Source organism: Streptomyces sp. NPDC045955, from assembly GCF_056430805.1.
Genome location: NZ_JBWKKY010000043.1, coordinates 1 through 16,284 on the forward strand (window position 1 = coordinate 1; position 16,284 = coordinate 16,284).

Below are 16,284 nucleotides of genomic sequence, written 5' to 3' on the forward strand. Positions count from 1 at the left end.
TCCAACCCAAGAAACTGGGAATACCGAGGGGATACCTCCCTGGGAAACCCCCCCCCCCCCCCCCCCCCCCCCCCCCTCCCCCCCCCAAGGCCGGAGATGGCTCCCCACGTCGCAATCTCGGAGGAGAATCAGGCGAGGCAGAATTCGTTGCCCTCGATGTCCTGCATCGTGATGCACGACTCGTTGACGCCATCGGCGCGCTGCGTCAGCACGTGTTTCGCGCCGAGTGCCATCAGCCGTGCGCATTCGGCCTCGAGTGTGGCAAGGCGCTCCTCACCCACGAGCCCGGTGCCGGCCCGCACATCGAGATGCACCCGGTTCTTGACGACCTTGCCCTCGGGAACTCGCTGGAAGAGCAAGCGCGGGGCCACACCCGAGGGATCGGTGCACGCGAAGTAGATCTCATCCTCGGGCGGCAGCGAGAGGTGGTACTCCTCCCACGTGGCGAAGCCCTCCGGGACCCTCGGCATGACGTACCCCAGCACCTCGCACCAGAAGGCGGCGAGGCGCGCAGGCTCCGCGCAGTCGAAGGTCACTTGGAACTGTTTGATCGTTGACATCGGCGCACGATAACAGGGCCCTGCTCATCTCCCCAGGTCGGGAGGTCTACACGTTGTCGGGAGGAGGCATCTGCTACCCGCTGTTGTGTCATGCGGTCGCAGGGGTGAACCGAAGTCAGTGCCTCCCAAGGGGAACCTGGGATGCGATACCGGCCAGCCACTCTCGTGCTGCCAAAGATCAGTTACGGGACAACCCTTCGGCAGGAGGAATCCCAGAACGACGAGCAGATGGTGATGGGGTCCATCTTCTTCTCCTCTTGGGTAGCGGCCTGGAAGCCCCCGGTCGGGGGCGGCCGTCACCACTGAAGAGGGACAGGCCCCTGATTCTCTTTACACGCCAGCGGAGTCTTTTCAGGTTCCTTCGCCCCGGGGACGAGCACCAGCACACGGCCCGCACGGCCTCGCCGTCCAGGATCACACCGGGTGGCAGGCTCATGGCGGCCAGGGCCATGTCCATCCAGAGGGCGGTGATGTCGCAGCCGGTCCGCGACTGCAGCCTCCGTCCTCGGTGCGCCACAGCACGGTCCGATGGCCATCCGTTTCGGCTCACCAGCCCACCCCGGCAGCAGCGCAGGGTCGGACACAAGGGCGACGTGCGTGTAACTTGCGATCAGATGGCCGCCAGTTCCCGTAGTGAACTCATCGCTGGGTTCCGGGCCAGTGCCGGATAGTGAAGTTCGAGGTATTCCACACCGTCGGTGATGAATGACCGGATCTCGGACGCGTATTCGTCGAACGAGCAGCTGGGATGAGGCGTCGGAACGCCGCGCGAAGAGGTGAGCTGCACCTGATCGTCCACGAGTTGCAGCCGGATGACGTAGGTGTTCTCCGTGAAATCGATCTTCGCCGTCCCGACGGTCCGCAGGCTTTCCATCGAGCGCCCCAGACTGAACATGATGTCGATCAATGGAGGTCGAGCGGCCGCTAGGAACGCGTGACCGTCCACGGTGAAGTCGACCGGGTACTCGAAGAACCCATAGCGCAAATCTGTCGTGCCCAGAGTCGCCAGGTCGATTCGGCCGGCCTGCCAGGCCTTCTCGTAACCGGACCCGATATCCCTGCGACTGTCGGGCGTGAACTTGACCTTGGGGGGCATTTGTCCGTCCTTCTTGTGAGGTCCGTGTCTGCCGGGGGCGGTCGCGGAGGCGCTGTTCCGCTCCGTGTCCGCCCCCGGCTCGGGCGGTGATCTACATGGGGTGCGCGATTCGCAGGGAACCGTCTTCGTTGAGGATCACCCTGATACCCGTCGAGATCCCGCCGCCGTCATCTTCGGACAGCCTCCCGACGACACGGGCGAGCAGGCACTCAAGGACTCCAGCGATCTGATGCCGCCGGCCTTCTGGGCGTTCCACGAGCTCTACCACCAGGCCTACTTCGAGTACGCCTTCGTGCAGTTAGGCGACCAGGTCGCCGCCGACCGGCTGGTCGACCAGACCTTCGTGTTCCTGGCCGTCATCTGGTCCGACGTCACCGCCCAGGAGAACCCCGAAGCTTCGCGTGGATCCTGCTCAAGGAACGCGTGGCCGCCGACCTCGAAGCCCAGGGCCGCCCACCGGCGGCTATGGAGACGATGGCGTTCGAACGCGCCATACGCGCGGCCTGCAACCCGATCCTGGACAGCTTCCGCGCCGAGTTCCGCGCGCAGGTTACCGAACTCGAAGACGGCATGGGCCTGTATGCGGCAATGGCCCGCCTGCCCGAGCGCCAGTTTGATGTGATGGTCCTGCAGTACGCCCTCGGCTTTCCCACCAAGAAGACCGCCCTGGTCATGGGCGTATGCGAGGCCACAGTGCGCTCCACCCGCCGCGCCGCCAAGCGCCGCCTGGCCGCGGACCTGGGCCTGGAACTCGGTGAGGACACCGACGATGAGGAGTGAGACCCGATGCGCCCGCACGAGCCGCGCACCCTGAACGAAGCCCTCGCCCGCGCACGCATCGTCGACGAGGAGACCTACACCCCCGCCCACCGGGAAGCCTCCCGCCGCCGCATCGCCGACCAGCTGCACGAGATGCGCTGGATGCAGGCCCTCGCCGAACCCGTCGCCGGCCCCGCCCAGCGCCAGCGCAGGCACCCGATGCTGCTCCACGAGCGGGCCGCACAGGAACTGCGGGCGCTGTGCCAGGGCATCCTCCACGACACCGACGCCGTCCGCCGCATCGCCCGCTTCGACACCGCCCGCGACCCCGGCGGCGCCCTGGCCTTCGCCAGCCTCCTGCTCCTGGCCGACCGGGAAGAAGGCGCGCAGTTCTGGCTCCAGTTCGCCGCCGGCGGCGGCCAGGCCATCGGCGCCATCTGCCTCTGCCTCATGCACCTGCGCCGCGGTGAATGGCGCGATGCGAAGTACTGGGCGAGGCAGATCGAAGCCCTGGAGCAGGAACCGTGCCAGTACGCGCCTGTCCCGCACGAGGTTGTCGACACCACCACCAGCGCCATCGGCCCTGATGGCGCCCTGACCGTCTTCCTTGACCTCCCCGACGACGCGGCCGCCGTCCCTGAGGACGCCGTGGAAGACCTGGACGTCGACCGCATCGACGGGTTCGGGCCCCATCCCACAGCCCAACGCCGACCTCGCCCACCAACTCGAGGACCTCGTCACCACCGGCCATTGAAAGCCTGCCTGAACGCCGCACTCCAGTGAGCAGCCGGTGGGCTGTTGACAACACGTGTCTGCCCGCCCACCACTTATGTGGTGGGCGGGCAGTGTGGTGTGCCCTGTCAGTGGGCGCGGACGGTGGCTCCGTAGGTGTCGCTCTGGCGGAGCACGGTCACCTCTTGGGCGGGTGCCGGCCAGGCCTGGATGAGGTACCACTCGGTGACCTCGTCGGGGGCCAGGTCGACGGCGGTGTCGCGGCCGCGGGCGTGGATGCGCAGCCGGTAGTCGCCGGGGCCATTGAACGACAGGGCAGGCAGTTCTTCGTCCAGGTCGTCCATGATGCCGCGGACCACCAGCTCTCCGGAGGGGGAGTGCGCCGAGATTTCGACGATCTCCTGCCAGTCCCCCAGCTCCGGTGCGGGCTGGGCCTCGTGGAGGGTGACCGTGACGTCGACGTCACCGGTGTGGATACCAGTCATCACCGTGATGGCGCCGTCGGCCACGCGCACCAGCCCGTTGTGCTTGCGCTCCAAGTCGGCGGCGGGGCCGTCCTCGTCACTGATATCGAACTGGTGGTACTGAACGGGCACGAGTCCGTTGCCCCGTTCGACCTCGTCACTCATTTCACTGTCCTCCGCCGAGCCGTGCATGTCTCTACTTAATCCACACCAGGAACTTGTCCTTCTCGATGATGCGGTTGTACAGGTAGAAGCGACCGAGTGCTTTGCCGCCTTCCTCGTTCTGCTTTCCGTTGATCATGCGCCGGCTGAAGTCGCCACCCCCGTACTTGGCGCCCTGCCAGGTCGACGCGAACGGGTACTCATCACACTGCTGGCCCGGCGGCCGCTCCAGACTCGTAGGGCACGCCGTGTTCCTGTTGGCCCGGATCTTGGCCTTGTCGGTCAGCCGGGTCAGGTAGCGCTTGGTACCGTACTTGCCCGGCAGGTTCTTCGGGTTCTGCGCGTACTCGATGTGCTTGGCAAGTTCCGGGTACTCACCGCTCTTTGCGTAGACCACCTTCGGGATGTACGGCAGCACGCACCCGGTTTTGGAGGTACCGGGGGTGGCGTTGTCGCAACGTACTGGGGGCGCCGGCAGGGTCACCTCGTTGCTGACATAAGCCCCCTTCGTGAACCGCCAAGCCGCAGTTGCCTGACCGTCACCCTTATCGCCTTTGGGCGTGGTCTTGATGGTGGTGTCGAGGAAGAACTGGCCCACAGCGTCCTTGCTCGGACCCATCGCCTGGGAGGGGAAGGTACTCTCGGTCACCCTGCACTTCCCCGCGCACCTGGCGCTCCCGTGTGCGCGGAGGCCCTTGGCTTCACCCCAACTGTTCACCTCCATCAGCTCAACCTGGTACGCCCAGGTCTTGATGTCCCGCTTGCTGTAGGCGTAAGCACGGACGAGGTAATCCATGCTGCCAAGCCGCTTGCCGGTACGCACGTCATAGACATTCAGCTTCGCGGAGAAGATGCCGCAGCCCTTGAACCGGGTGACATGCCACTTGCCATCAATCTCGTCGTCACACCAGCCCGGTGTGGGAGGAATTGTCAAGACTTGTGGATGAGGAGTGGTTGTCTGCTGGCAGGCGAAGGGACTTGAGTCTCCAGTAGGGGGAGACGCAAAGGTGGGGGCATGGACGGCGACACGCTCTACTCGATCGGCGAACTCGCTCGACGGACCGGTCTCACGGTCAAGACCATTCGGTTCTACTCCGATCGCGGAATCGTGGCGCCGACGGACCGCAGCCCGGCCGGCTACCGCCTCTACAACATCGACGCCGTCGCACGCCTGGACCTCGTGCGGACCCTGCGCGAGCTGGGACTGGACCTTCCCACGATCCGCAAGATCGTGGACCGTGAGCTCTCGCTTCCCGAGGTCGCCGCGGCGCACGCCGAAGCACTGGCAGTGCAGATCCGCGTCCTGCGCCTGCGGCGCGCGGTGCTGACAGCGGTGGCCGAGCGCGGGTCCACACCTGAGGAGACGGAACTCATGCACCGGCTGGCCCAGCTTTCCGAGGACGAACGCCGACGTCTGATCGGCGATTTCCTCGACGCCGTCTTCGGCGGTCTTGACGCCGCCCCCGCATTCGCGGGGGTCATGCGCTCGATGACCCCCGAGTTGCCCGACAACCCGGAGGCAGAGCAGGTCCAGGCGTGGGTGGAGTTGGCCGAAATATCCCTGGACCCGGATTTCCGCGCCAGGCTACGGCGGATGGCCGAGGACCAGGCAGCCGAGCAGACCCGAAGCGACATGATGGGCCCGCGCCGCGACATTGCCGCAGCCGTCCGTGACCAGGCCGGCCCGGCCCTGACCGCCGGCATCGACCCGGCCTCGCCCCAGGCCGATCCGATCGTCGCGGCGTTCACGGCGCACTACGCGCACCTCCTCGGCCGCCCCGACGACGTCGAGCTTCGCCGCCGGCTGGCGACTCGGCTGGAGAGCGTGAACGACCCCCGCAGGGAGCGGTACCTCCAGCTGCTCGCAGTGGTCAACGGCTGGCCGGCCCCGGAGAGCCTGGCTCCAGTGTTCGACTGGTCCGTCCAGGCTCTGCGCGTCCGGACACAGCAATGACGGGGCGGTCGCAAGGCGGCATGGGGCGGACGCGGCTGGCGTCGGGAGGAAACGCCGCCACATATGATCGGTTGATGAGTGCCCCGGTCGTACTTCAGGTGATCGCGTCGCCGGTCTCTCCCGCTCTCGTTCTTCGCCCCTGGCGCATGGAGGACGTTGCCGCATTGGTCGAGGTGAGCCGGGATCCCGCACTGCGCCAGTGGGCGAACTCTGTCGTGGACGACGATGCCGACGGGGCACGCTGGGTGCAGGCTCAGCAGCAGGGCTGGGCAGCGGGGGACCGGTTCGGCTTCGCCGTCCTTGAGACACAACCCAGTTCAGTTCGCGAACAGTTGGTGGGCAACGTGGTCCTCAAGGAAGTCACCTCCGGCAAACCGGCGGCCGAAGTGGGCTACTGGACCGCGGCGCACGCTCGCGGGCGGGGAGTGGCCTCCCGCGCTCTGGAGGCACTCACCAGCTGGGCCTTCGACACCTTCGAAGCCGACGGGCTGGAGCGTCTCGAACTCCTGCACCAGGTGGACAACCTGGCATCGTGCCGGGTTGCACAGAAGAGCCGCTACGACTTCGACACCATCCTGCCCGCGGCACCGCCCTCCTTCCCCCGCGATGGCCACCTGCACATACGGCGCACGAGTGCCTGAGATCCTCCCGGCTTCTGTGGATCGGCTGAGGCTGCTCACGCCGAGAGGGTCTCGGGGTGTTCGACGAGGTGGCCGCGTTCGAAGCGGGCCCCGGCACGGACCAGAGCGACGAGGTGGGGTGCGTTCACAGCCCGCCAGCGGGCCTGGGCTGACTCGACCAGCTTGAAAACCATTGCCAGCCCGGCGGCCCGGCTGCCGGCACCCTTCGTCACCTTGGTCCGCAGCCGCACGGTGGCGAACGTCGACTCGATGGGATTCGTGGTCCGCAGATGGATCCAGTGCTCGGCGGGGAAGTCGTAGAACGCCAGCAGCTCGTCCTCATCGTCCACGATCTTCTTGACCGCCTTGGGGTACTTCGCGTTGTACTGCTTGGCGAATATGGCGACGGCTTTGCGGGCCTGCTCCTTGTTCTCGGCGTTGTAGATGTCCTGGATGGCGCGCTTGGCCGCGGGCTGGGCCGACTTCGGCAGGGAATCGAGAACATTTGCGGTTTTGTGAACCCAGCATCGTTGTTCGCGGGTGTCGGGGAACACCTCGGCCAGGGCCTTCCAGAAGCCGAGCGCGCCGTCCCCGACGGCCAGCACCGGGGCGCGCATGCCCCGGCGGGCACAGTCGCGTAGCAGGCCCGCCCACGCCTCCGTCGACTCGCGACAACCGTCGGCCAGCGCGATCAGCTCCTTGGTGCCATCCGCCCGCACGCCCATCACGACCAGCACGGCAGCCTTGGCCTCCTCCAGGCGTATGCGCAGGTGAATGCCGTCGGCCCACACGTACACGTAGTCCGTGGCCGACAGATCGCGGTCCATGAAGGTGGCGTGGTCGGCCTGCCATTGGGCCGTCAGCCGCGTGACCGTGGTCGGCGACAGCCCGGCCGAACTGCCGAGGAACTGCTCCAGCGCGGGCACGAAGTCCCCAGACGACAACCCGTGCAGGTAGAGCAGCGGCAGCACCTCGCTGATCTTCGGGGACTTCCGGGCCCAAGGCGGCAGGATCGCCGAGGAGAACCGCCTGCGTTCGCCCGTATCCATGTCGGTGCGCTTGTCGTTCACCCGCGGGGCCTTCACCTCCACAGTCCCGGCCGCGGTGGTGACCTTCCTCGGCTGGTGGTAGCCGTTGCGCACTACCAGCCGCCGCCCGTTCTCGTCCCGCTGGTCGGCCAACTCGGCGATATATGCGTCGACCTCGGCTTCCAACGCGGCGGCCAGCATCCTGCGGGCGCCCTCCCGGACGATCTCGTCCAGCAGCGACGACCCGTCTCGCGTGGCGCCGTCTCGTTGACTACGGTGAGCATGAAGGTGCCTTCCCGACCGACGCCGCGAACGTCGGTCTTGCTCGGTGACCTATCGATCAATCGCCCGGGAAGGTACGTCCTCCCGGGGCCGATCCACAGGATCTGAGCATTGCTCAGTCGCGCCCCACCATCAGGCATGGGTCGGACACCCTTGAGAACGCTTCGTGCACCACAGTGCGCATGCTGGGAGCCTTTGGCCGTCCTTCGGCTTGAGGGGCAGCACACCGGGCAGCGCCCACATGCCCCAGCGCGCACCCGTGAGCCGTCGCGGCTTTTTTTGAACTCAGCCCGACAGAATTGGACGCTCGCTGCTTCCTCCTGGTGGGGCGACTGGCCGAAGTTTCTGCCCGGCTGGCTCGCCTTCATGGCGACTGTCGGCACGCTGCTCTACAAGGCGTGGACCCGACGACACGTGGTCGCCCTCGGTCCGGACGGCATGGCAGTACGCGAGGCGCTGACCACGGCTCGCAGTCTGTTCGGAGAGATCATTGACGAGCGAGGGTGCGATGCGTCCTGGTTCCTGGCGGAGGAACGAAGGGACACAGGTCAGCGGCTTGAAGATCTCTCACTACGTCGATGCGACCCGGAACTGCGGCAGACGATGGCCAGCGTTGCCCCTGCCTGGGGCGACGCGTCCGGCAGCGCGCCGCCGAGCCGGGTCATGATGGCCTACGCAGACACGCCCGAGACGCCTCAGGAACAGCGCCGCCGACAAAGATACGCCGCGGCTCGAGCCCGCTCACGCCGCCCCGATCCCTTCGAGGCGGACGATCTCACCCTCGCCCAGGAACGCGCCTCGCGCGCCGCCGTCGCCATCGACAACGCGCGGCGCTTCACCCAGCAGCAGACCGCGTTCACCCTGCAGAGCAGCCTTCTGCCCCGGGCGGTTCCGGATCATCGGCCGTCGAGGTGGCCCGGCGCTACCTGCCGGCCGGCGCGGCCCCGGGCCTGGGCGGCGACTGGTTCGACGTCATTCCCCTGTCCGGGGCCCGGGTCGCCCTCGTCGTCGGCGACGTGGTGGGACGCGGCATCCACGCAGCCGCCACGACGGGCCCGCTGCGTACCGCCGTACACACGCTCGCCAGTCTCGACCTGGAACCGGACGAGGTCCTCTCCCGCCTGGAAGATCTGGTCCTGCTGCTGGTGGCCGAACAGGAAGCGGCCAGCGAACGGCCGGTGGGGGAGCAGGTCGTCGGGGCCACCTGCCTGTACGCCGTGTACGACCCGGTCTCCGGGCGGTGCTCCGTGGCCCGCGCCGGCCACCCGCCGCCGGTGGTCACCGCTCCGGACGGACAGGTGGCTCCGCTGGACCTGCCTGCCGGCCCACCGCTCGGCCTGGGCGGCCTGCCGTTCGAGGCCCGGGACATCGAACTGGCCGAGGGAAGCCTGCTGTGCCTGTACACCAACGGGCTCATCGGCGAACGCCACATCGATCCCGACGTCGGCCTGACCAAGCTGTGCGCGGCACTCACCCGCCCCGCGGACGCGCTGGAACGCACATGCCAGGCGGTGGTCGGCTCACTCGTTCCCGCGCGCCCCGGCGACGACGTCGCGTTGCTGATCGCCCGCACCCGCGTGCTGCCACCGGACAACGTCGCTTCCTGGCGGCTGCCGCTGGAGCCCGCCAGTGCCGCCCGGGCCCGGGCACTGACCTCGGCCAAGCTGAGCGAATGGGGCCTGGAACACTTGGCGTTCACGACCGAGTTGATCGCCAGCGAACTGGTCACCAACGTCTACCGCTACGCCGCGGACCCGCGACGCTGCGGCTGATCCGTGAACGGTGTCTGGTGTGCGAGGTCAGCGACACCAGCCACACCTCACCCCATCTGCGCCACGCCCGGACCACCGACGAGGGCGGGCGCGACCTGTTCCTGGTGGCCCAGATGGCCGACCCGCTACAGCTGCGAGGGCAAGACCGTCTGGACCGAACAATCACTGGCCGGCACGTTCGCCTGACCGTCCCAGGCCTTGCTAATCCTGGCCGGGGACCGCCATCTCCCCCAGCAGCGACCAGTCGTGCTGCGGAACGTTCATGTTGACGATGCGCGGCGTCTCGGCCAGATGGGACGGCAACGTCTGCTGCGCGGCCTTGAAGTGCGCGGACTGCACATGCGCGGCCCCGGCCTCGTCGTCGCGGAAGGCCTCGACCAGGACGTACTCCGTCGGGTCCTCCACACTGCGCGACCAGTCGAACCACAGGCAGCCCGGTTCGGCGCGCGTGGCCCGGGTGAAGTCAGCGGTGATCTCGGGCCAGCGGTGGGCGTGCTCGGGACGGACTCGGAACTTGGCGGTGATGAAGATCATGGGGATTCCTTCGATGACGAGTCACTACGACTGGAGTACCAACTGGCCGTCCGCGTAAGGAAGAACCTTGGCGCGCGGCAGATGGACCAGGACCTCCTCGCCCGCCGGAACTCCCTCCTCCCGCGGCGTCTTGGCCCTGACGAGTTGCCCGGCGACCTCGACTTCGAGCACGCGCTGCGCGCCGTGGTCGCTCACGCCTCGCAGTCGGCCGGGGAACGTGTTGGGGCCGGGGTCCGTGACGACCTTGACGTATTCGGGCCGGACGCCGACCTGGACCTCGGTCGTGCTGTCGGGGACGGCCCAGGCAACGGACAGCGTTCGGCCGCCCAGCGCGAAGGACCCGTCGCTTCGGTCCACGGTCAGGAAGTTCATCGCCGGTGAGCCGATGAAGTAGCCGACGTAGGTGGAGGAGGGCGCCTCGAAGAGCTGCTCAGGGGTGCCTTGCTGCACGGCGCGGCCGTCCTTCATGACGAGCACTTCCTGCGCGAAACTCATCGCCTCGTACTGGTCGTGCGTCACGTAGATCACCGTGGGCCGGAACTGTTCGGTGATCTCTCGGATCCTGCGTCGCAGCGAGTGTTTCAGCTGCGGGTCGATGACGGTGAGCGGCTCGTCCATCAGGACGGCCGCCACGTCGTCGCGGACCAGGCCGCGGCCGAGTGAGATCAGCTGCTTGTCGTCGGCGGTGAGCCCGCGGGGGGACTGCCCCAGCCGGTCGTGCAGGTCGAGGGCTTCGGCGACCTGCCGCACCTTGGCGTCGATCCTCGCCTTGTCCCAGCGCCGGCACTGCAGGGGGAAGGCGAGGTTGTCGTAGACCGTCATCGACTTGTAGATGACGGGGAACTGGAAGACCTGGGCGATGTTGCGCGCCTTTGTGGGCAGGGCGGTGACGTCGACGCCGTCGAACAGCACCTGTCCCCGGGACGGTCTGACCAGGCCGGAGAGAATGTTCAGCAGTGTCGTCTTGCCGCAGCCGGAGGGTCCGACCAGTGCATAGGTCCTGCCGGATTCGAAGGTCAGCCTCAGCGGCTTGAGGGCCCACCGCTCCTCCTCGGCGTCGGGCGCGTAGGCGTGCCCGACGTCGACGATGTCCAACTGCGCCATTTCAAGGGCCTTTCACTGGAGCGAGATCGTATGAAGGTGTGCGCACGAGCGTTCCCTGCTCGTCGAAGGCGAACAGCCGGTCGGGGCGGAGGCGAAGTCTGACCAGGTCGCCGAGGGCGACGTCGTGAATGCCCTCGAGCTGTACGACGAAGGGGCTCTCGCCGACGACGACGTGGACGAAGGTCTCGGAACCGGAGATCTCCACGAAGGTGACCTGGCCTTCGACCCCGCTGGAGGCCAGGCTGACGTCGGTGGCGCGCAGTCCGAACTGGTAGGTGCCGTCGGGGAGATCGGCCAGGTGGGCGGCGGCATGCGGCGCCGCATGCCGCCCTGAGGTGTGTGTGGCCTGGAAGCCGGCCACGGTGACCTGGCCGCCCTCGATCCGGCCCGAGAAGATGTTCATGGGCGGATCGTTGATGATGGATGCGACTGTGGTGGTCGCCGGGCGTTCGTAGACCTCCTGCGGGGTGCCGGTCTGGAGGATCTGCCCCTCGTGCATGACGAGGACAACGTCTCCGAGCATCATTGCTTCGGCGGGTTCGGTGGTCGTGTAGATGACGATCGTGTCCCCCTGGTCCGAGAAGAGGGTCTTGAATTCGTCGCGCAGTTGTTCGCGCAGCTTGTAGTCCAGGTTCGCCAGCGGCTCGTCGAGCAGGAGGATGCCGGTACCGCGGGCCAGGGCACGGGCCATGGCGACGCGCTGTTGCTGGCCGCCGGAGAGCTGGGACGGCTTGCGCCTCTCGAAGTCCGCGAGTCCCACGCTGGCCAGGCTCTGCCTGACCCGTCGCCGGATTTCGTCCCCGGACAGCCCCGCCCGCTTCAGCGGGAAGGCCACATTGTGGAACACATCGAGATGCGGGTAGTTGATGAACTGCTGGTAGACCATGGCGGTGTCGCGCCGCCACACCGGTGTCCTGTGGAAGTCCGCCCCTGCCCGGGTGAGGGAGCCGGAATCCACTTTCTGCAGGCCGGCCAGGACCCGTAGCAGCGTCGTCTTTCCGGCCATCGTCCGGCCGATGACGGTGTGGAGCCGTCCCGGCTGGAAGGTCGCGGTGACGTTCTTGAGGTGGTCGACGCCGTCGACGCTCAGGCACAGATCAGTGGCGTGCAGGTTCATCGGACCGCTCCCGACAGGTTCCCCTTGGACAGATAGCGCTCCACCCATATGGCGAGCAGGACCAGTGGTGTCACGCCGAAGAGCGCGGCGGCGGAGAGCGTCCACCATGGTGGGATGGAGGAGTTGAGGGCGACGACCGCCTGGGGCAGGGTCTGGACCTCGGTGAAGGTGAGGCGGAAGGCGAAGAAGAAGTCGTTCCAGCCGAATACGGCGCAGAACATCGCGGCCACGGTCAGGCCGGGCAGGGAGTTGGGCAGGATCGCTCGTACGAAGGTCTGGAACGGGGGACAGCCGTCCAGCATCGCCATCTCGTCGATCTCCCGTGGGATGCCGTCGAAGAAGTCGACCATCACCCAGACCGCGATCGGCAACAGCAGCGCGACCGTCACGATGACCAGGCCTGGGATGCTGTCCAGGAGGCCGCCCCACTGCAGGAGGTAGAAGAAGGGGATCACCAGGACGACGGGCGGCATGATTCGTTGGGAGACGAAGAAGAAGACGATGTCGCCGTTCTTGATGAAGCCCAGCTTGAATCGGTAGCGGGACAGCGCGTAGGCGGCCAGGGACCCCAGCGCCAGGCTGATGGCCGACGCGCAGATGGTGACGATCGCGCTGTTGATGAAGGGATCGATCACATCGACGCCCCCGGCTCCGCCGAAGATGTTGCGCCAGCCGGTGAGGGTGGGCTCGTACTGCAGCCAGGGGAGGTAGGTGGGGCCGCCCTGGACCGCGTTGGCGTTCTTGAAGCTGGTCGTCATCGCCCAGAAGAACGGTCCCGCGACGAAGCAGGCCCACAGTGCGATCACGGTGTATTTGAACGTGGGATAAAGACGTGACCTCATGAGTCCCCCTTCAGCTTGAAGGCCCTGGTGAGCAGGGCGGCGACGACCGTGAGCGTGACGCTCATCAGCACCAGGTAGATCAGCGACATCGCGCCGCTGTACCCGGTCTGCTGATCGCGCAGTCCCTGGATGTAGAGGTAGTAACCCGGGGTCTCCGTCGAGGAGCCCGGTCCGCCGGACGTCAGTACGTAGACGCTGTCGGAGAGCTTGGACGCCTCTATAAGCCGGATGACGACCGCCGCGACCGACACCGGCGCCATCAGCGGGAAGGTCACCTTCCAGAACGTGCGCCACGTGCCGGCGCCGTCGATCGCGGCGGCCATGAACGGCTCCTTGGGAAGGCTCAGCAGACCGGCCAGCAGCAGCAGGAACATGAAGGGCGTCCACTGCCAGACCTCGACGGTCATCAGCGCGACCAGCGCCGGCCCGGACTCGGTCAGCCAGGGAACCCTGCCCAGGCCGAACATGTCCAGCAGATCGTTCGCCGGTCCCAGCGACTCATGGAAGATCGTCTGCCAGATGGCGGCCATCACCACGGGCGTGGTCATCATGGGGACGAGGAACAGCACACGCCAGAATCTGCGGCCGCGTACCTCGCGCCAGACCAGCAGGGCCATGCCGAACCCGATGACGTACTGGATGAGGACCGTGCCGCCCGCGAGCAGGATCAGCCGGGTGAGGGACGCCCAGAAGCGGCTGTCGTGCAGTGCGGCGGTGTAGTTGGCCCCTCCCACGAAGTCCATGTAGGGGTTGCTTACGTTCCAGCCGGAGAAGCTGACGCGGATGGTGAACAGAAGGGGGAAAACGATGATCAGAAAGAGCGTGAGCAGTCCCGGCAGCAGGAACATGCTCTTGTGCCGGCGCAGGCCGTCCATGGGTCTCCTTGCGGAAGAGGGCGGGCGCCCCCGGGCAGCCGGCCGGTCCGGTCCGGCCACCCGGGGCGTCCTGCGTCTGGATCAGGAGTTGTCCTCGAGCGCGACCACATTGCGATAGGCGCTCTGGACCTTGTCCTTGCCGATCTGGTTGGTGATCTTGGACCATTCCCGGGCCACGCCGTCCAGCGCGTCCTGCGGGGACTGCTGGCCCGCGACAGCCGCGGCGACGCCGTTGGCGAGCGCGGACATGTACTGGTTGACACCGGGGACGCGCAGGTCGAAGACGCGGTTGGAACTCTTCTCCATGCCGGCGAGCGTGAGCACGTACGACTCGGCGACCTCCTTGTCCCAGCCCTGCTTCTGCCAGAACGCCGGATCGAAGTGGGCGACGCGGTAGGGGTTGACACCGAATCGGCCAATGGTCAGGTCGAGGGCGGTGTTGGCCTCGTTGCTGAAGAAGCACAGGTAGTCGAAGGCCATCTCTTGGTGGCGCGAGGACTTGGCCACCGCCGAGGTCCACCCCCAGGTGAAGTAGGGCGCCTGGTTCGCCTTCTTGTCCCACGACTTCGTGGTGCGGTTATAGACCTCAGTGGAGCCCGGCAGGGGCGCCGCCTCGACCTTGTTGCGGATCCTGCTGTCCGGCTGCTGGGCCTGTATGAAGGCGTCGTCCCATGAGTACGACATCAGCGTCTGCCCGCCTCCGAAGGAGAAGATCTCGTCTCCCAGGCCGAAGTTGGCGCCGCCGGGCGCCCAGGTGGACTTGGCCTCGACCATGTCCTTCAGGGCGCGGACGAAGCCGGGCGTGTTGATCAGCGGCTGCATGGTCTCGACGTCGAAGAAGACACCGCCCTTGACGTCCGGGTTCTTCACGTACGGCGCAGCCCGGCTGATGAACGCGGAGAACGTCAGGTCGTCGCGCTTGGTCACCTCGGCGCTGCCGTAGTTGCGCTTGCCGTCGCCGTCGAGGTCCTTGCCGCTGAAGAACTCGGCTATCTGCTGGTACTCGGCCCACGTCCTGGGAACCTGCAGGTCCTTGCCCGTGGCCTGCTTGTATTCCGCCTGCCGCTCGGGGTCCTTCAGCACGTCGGTGCGGACCTTGAGGTAGTGCCGGTCACCGTCCACCGGGTACTGCAGGACCTTCCCGTTCCAGGTCGCCACGTCCATGTAGGCCTTGGTGACGTCCTTCATGCCGGGGGTGTCGAGGTATTTCTGCGGCACGGGTGCCAGATAGGGCGCCATGTCGCCGATCCACAGGGACGGATAGAACATGACGTCGTACGCTGGCTGGCCCGCCTGAAGGGGCGTCAGGATCTTCTGGTGCAACTCGCCGAAGGGAACGTTGACGACCTCGACCTTCCCGCCGGTGATCTCCTCGAACTGCTTGGCGTGCAGCTGGGTCGGCTCGCCGATCACGGGAACGGCGTGGCTGATGATCTTCAGTGTCTGTCCGGAGTAGTCCTTGCGGCTGATCTCTTCGTAGCTGCAAGGTCCGGGAACGTCCTTGACCTTCGTGGCCGGGTAGTCCTTGCCGTACTTCTGGTAGCTGATCTCCGAGCCGGACTTGAAGAGCGCGGCCTTCTCCCCGGGCTTTTGCTGTGCCTGGTTCTGGGCGGTGCACGCGGTGGCCGTCAGGGCCGCGCTGACGGCGACGGCGACCAGAGCTGTGTACGGTCTGCTGCGCATGGGGCTTCTCCTGCGGTGTCAGGGGACCAAGATCGCGCGGCCGCGTACGGCACCGGCGTCCAGGTCGTCGAGGGCCTGCTGGAAGGAGGCGAGGGGGTAGCGCTGGGTGTGCAGGGTGACCTTGTCCTGGGCCGCCAGGACCATCAGCTCGGACAGGTCGTTGTAGGAGCCCACGAGGTTCCCGATGAAGTTGATCTCCGTGGAGATGACGTCGATCGTCGGCACGTGGAGGTGGCCGCCGTATCCGATGACGTAGTAATTGCCGTTGCGGCGCAGGCAGGCCACGCCCGTCTCGACGGCGCCCCCCTCACCGACGAAGTCCAGGACGGCCTCCGCCCCGTGCCCCGAGGTGAGGTCCCGTACGCGGTCGGCTTCGGTTCCGTCCGCGACGAGCGTGTGGTCGGCGCCCAGCTCCTTGGCCAGCGCCAGGGCCTCCGCGCTGCGGTCGATGACGATCATCTCGACCGGCGACAGGGCCCGCAGCACTTGAATTCCGATGTGTCCGAGCCCGCCGGCGCCGATGACCACGGCCCTGTCGCCGGGCCGCAGCACCCGGGCCGCCTTGGCGACGGCGTGGTACGCCGTGAGACCGGCGTCGGCCAGGGCCGCCACCGAGGCCGGTTCCAAGGACGGGGCGAGGGGCACCACCGAGCGGGCGGTCGTCTTCAGGTACTCGGCGTAGCCGCCGTGGGTGTCGATG

Annotated in this window: 15 protein-coding genes and 2 pseudogenes; 5 read left to right on the forward strand and 12 right to left on the reverse strand. The window is 67.1% G+C overall.

Annotated features, from left to right (window positions below):
- Positions 1-128: 128 nt before the first annotated feature.
- Together AC07F0_RS39830 and AC07F0_RS39835 are read right to left on the reverse strand one after the other, a co-directional pair.
- The gene (locus AC07F0_RS39830; protein ID WP_478985217.1) at positions 129-560 is read right to left on the reverse strand and encodes a VOC family protein; all 432 of its coding nucleotides are present in this window, start codon (positions 558-560) and stop codon (positions 129-131) included.
- A 610-nt stretch (positions 561-1,170) separates the two neighbouring features.
- On the reverse strand, positions 1,171-1,656 hold the full coding sequence (locus AC07F0_RS39835) for a hypothetical protein (protein WP_478985219.1): 486 nt from the start codon (positions 1,654-1,656) through the stop codon (positions 1,171-1,173).
- Positions 1,657-2,079: 423 nt separating this feature from the next.
- Here AC07F0_RS39835 and AC07F0_RS39840 point away from each other — a divergent pair, with 423 nt between their 5' ends.
- The gene (locus AC07F0_RS39840; RefSeq protein WP_478985221.1) at positions 2,080-2,436 is read left to right on the forward strand and encodes a sigma factor-like helix-turn-helix DNA-binding protein; all 357 of its coding nucleotides are present in this window, start codon (positions 2,080-2,082) and stop codon (positions 2,434-2,436) included.
- A 6-nt stretch (positions 2,437-2,442) separates the two neighbouring features.
- On the forward strand, positions 2,443-3,198 hold the full coding sequence (locus tag AC07F0_RS39845) for a hypothetical protein (RefSeq protein ID WP_478985223.1): 756 nt from the start codon (positions 2,443-2,445) through the stop codon (positions 3,196-3,198).
- Between the two features lie 77 nt (positions 3,199-3,275).
- On the opposite strand, the gene AC07F0_RS39850 is transcribed toward AC07F0_RS39845, so the two are convergent.
- Together AC07F0_RS39850 and AC07F0_RS39855 are read right to left on the reverse strand one after the other, a co-directional pair.
- Complete coding sequence (locus AC07F0_RS39850) at positions 3,276-3,776, reverse strand: hypothetical protein (protein WP_478985224.1); 501 nt, start codon at positions 3,774-3,776, stop codon at positions 3,276-3,278.
- Positions 3,777-3,807: 31 nt separating this feature from the next.
- Entirely contained in the window at positions 3,808-4,707 is a 900-nt protein-coding gene (locus AC07F0_RS39855) for a NucA/NucB deoxyribonuclease domain-containing protein (RefSeq protein ID WP_478985227.1), read from the reverse strand.
- Positions 4,708-4,788: 81 nt separating this feature from the next.
- On the opposite strand from AC07F0_RS39855, the gene AC07F0_RS39860 reads away from it, so the two are divergent.
- Both AC07F0_RS39860 and AC07F0_RS39865 read left to right on the forward strand, forming a co-directional pair.
- Positions 4,789-5,727, forward strand: a complete 939-nt coding sequence (locus AC07F0_RS39860; RefSeq protein WP_478985228.1) for a MerR family transcriptional regulator — start codon at positions 4,789-4,791, stop codon at positions 5,725-5,727.
- 74 nt (positions 5,728-5,801) lie between these two features.
- Entirely contained in the window at positions 5,802-6,368 is a 567-nt protein-coding gene (locus tag AC07F0_RS39865) for a GNAT family N-acetyltransferase (RefSeq protein WP_478985229.1), read from the forward strand.
- 35 nt (positions 6,369-6,403) lie between these two features.
- Here the strand turns inward: AC07F0_RS39865 and AC07F0_RS39870 are convergent.
- A pseudogene (locus AC07F0_RS39870) lies at positions 6,404-7,659 on the reverse strand (IS256 family transposase).
- A 736-nt stretch (positions 7,660-8,395) separates the two neighbouring features.
- On the opposite strand from AC07F0_RS39870, the pseudogene AC07F0_RS39875 reads away from it, so the two are divergent.
- Positions 8,396-9,615 (forward strand): annotated as a pseudogene (locus tag AC07F0_RS39875) (ATP-binding SpoIIE family protein phosphatase); the annotation flags it as partial.
- A 15-nt stretch (positions 9,616-9,630) separates the two neighbouring features.
- On the opposite strand, the gene AC07F0_RS39880 reads toward AC07F0_RS39875, so the two are convergent.
- From AC07F0_RS39880 to AC07F0_RS39910, 7 genes are all read right to left on the reverse strand, one after another.
- Positions 9,631-9,963 (reverse strand): putative quinol monooxygenase, encoded by a 333-nt coding sequence (locus AC07F0_RS39880; protein WP_478985231.1) that lies wholly within the window; start codon positions 9,961-9,963, stop codon positions 9,631-9,633.
- A gap of 24 nt (positions 9,964-9,987) precedes the next feature.
- Positions 9,988-11,067 carry an ABC transporter ATP-binding protein gene (locus tag AC07F0_RS39885; protein ID WP_478985232.1) on the reverse strand — a complete coding sequence of 360 codons (1,080 nt, stop codon included), beginning with the start codon at positions 11,065-11,067 and terminating at the stop codon, positions 9,988-9,990.
- Position 11,068: 1 nt separating this feature from the next.
- Positions 11,069-12,184 carry an ABC transporter ATP-binding protein gene (locus tag AC07F0_RS39890; protein WP_478985233.1) on the reverse strand — a complete coding sequence of 372 codons (1,116 nt, stop codon included), beginning with the start codon at positions 12,182-12,184 and terminating at the stop codon, positions 11,069-11,071.
- A complete protein-coding gene (locus AC07F0_RS39895; RefSeq protein WP_478985234.1) occupies positions 12,181-13,026 on the reverse strand; it encodes a carbohydrate ABC transporter permease in 846 nt (281 codons plus the stop codon). The genes AC07F0_RS39890 and AC07F0_RS39895 overlap by 4 nt, the downstream gene beginning before the upstream one ends.
- Positions 13,023-13,901, reverse strand: a complete 879-nt coding sequence (locus tag AC07F0_RS39900) for a carbohydrate ABC transporter permease (RefSeq protein ID WP_478985235.1) — start codon at positions 13,899-13,901, stop codon at positions 13,023-13,025. Before AC07F0_RS39900 ends, AC07F0_RS39895 begins: the two co-directional genes overlap by 4 nt.
- Before the next feature lie 81 nt (positions 13,902-13,982).
- Positions 13,983-15,584, reverse strand: coding sequence for an extracellular solute-binding protein (locus AC07F0_RS39905; protein WP_478985237.1), 1,602 nt, complete (start codon positions 15,582-15,584; stop codon positions 13,983-13,985).
- Positions 15,585-15,602: 18 nt separating this feature from the next.
- Positions 15,603-16,284: zinc-binding dehydrogenase (locus AC07F0_RS39910; protein WP_478985238.1), on the reverse strand; the 682-nt coding region annotated here is incomplete at its 5' end.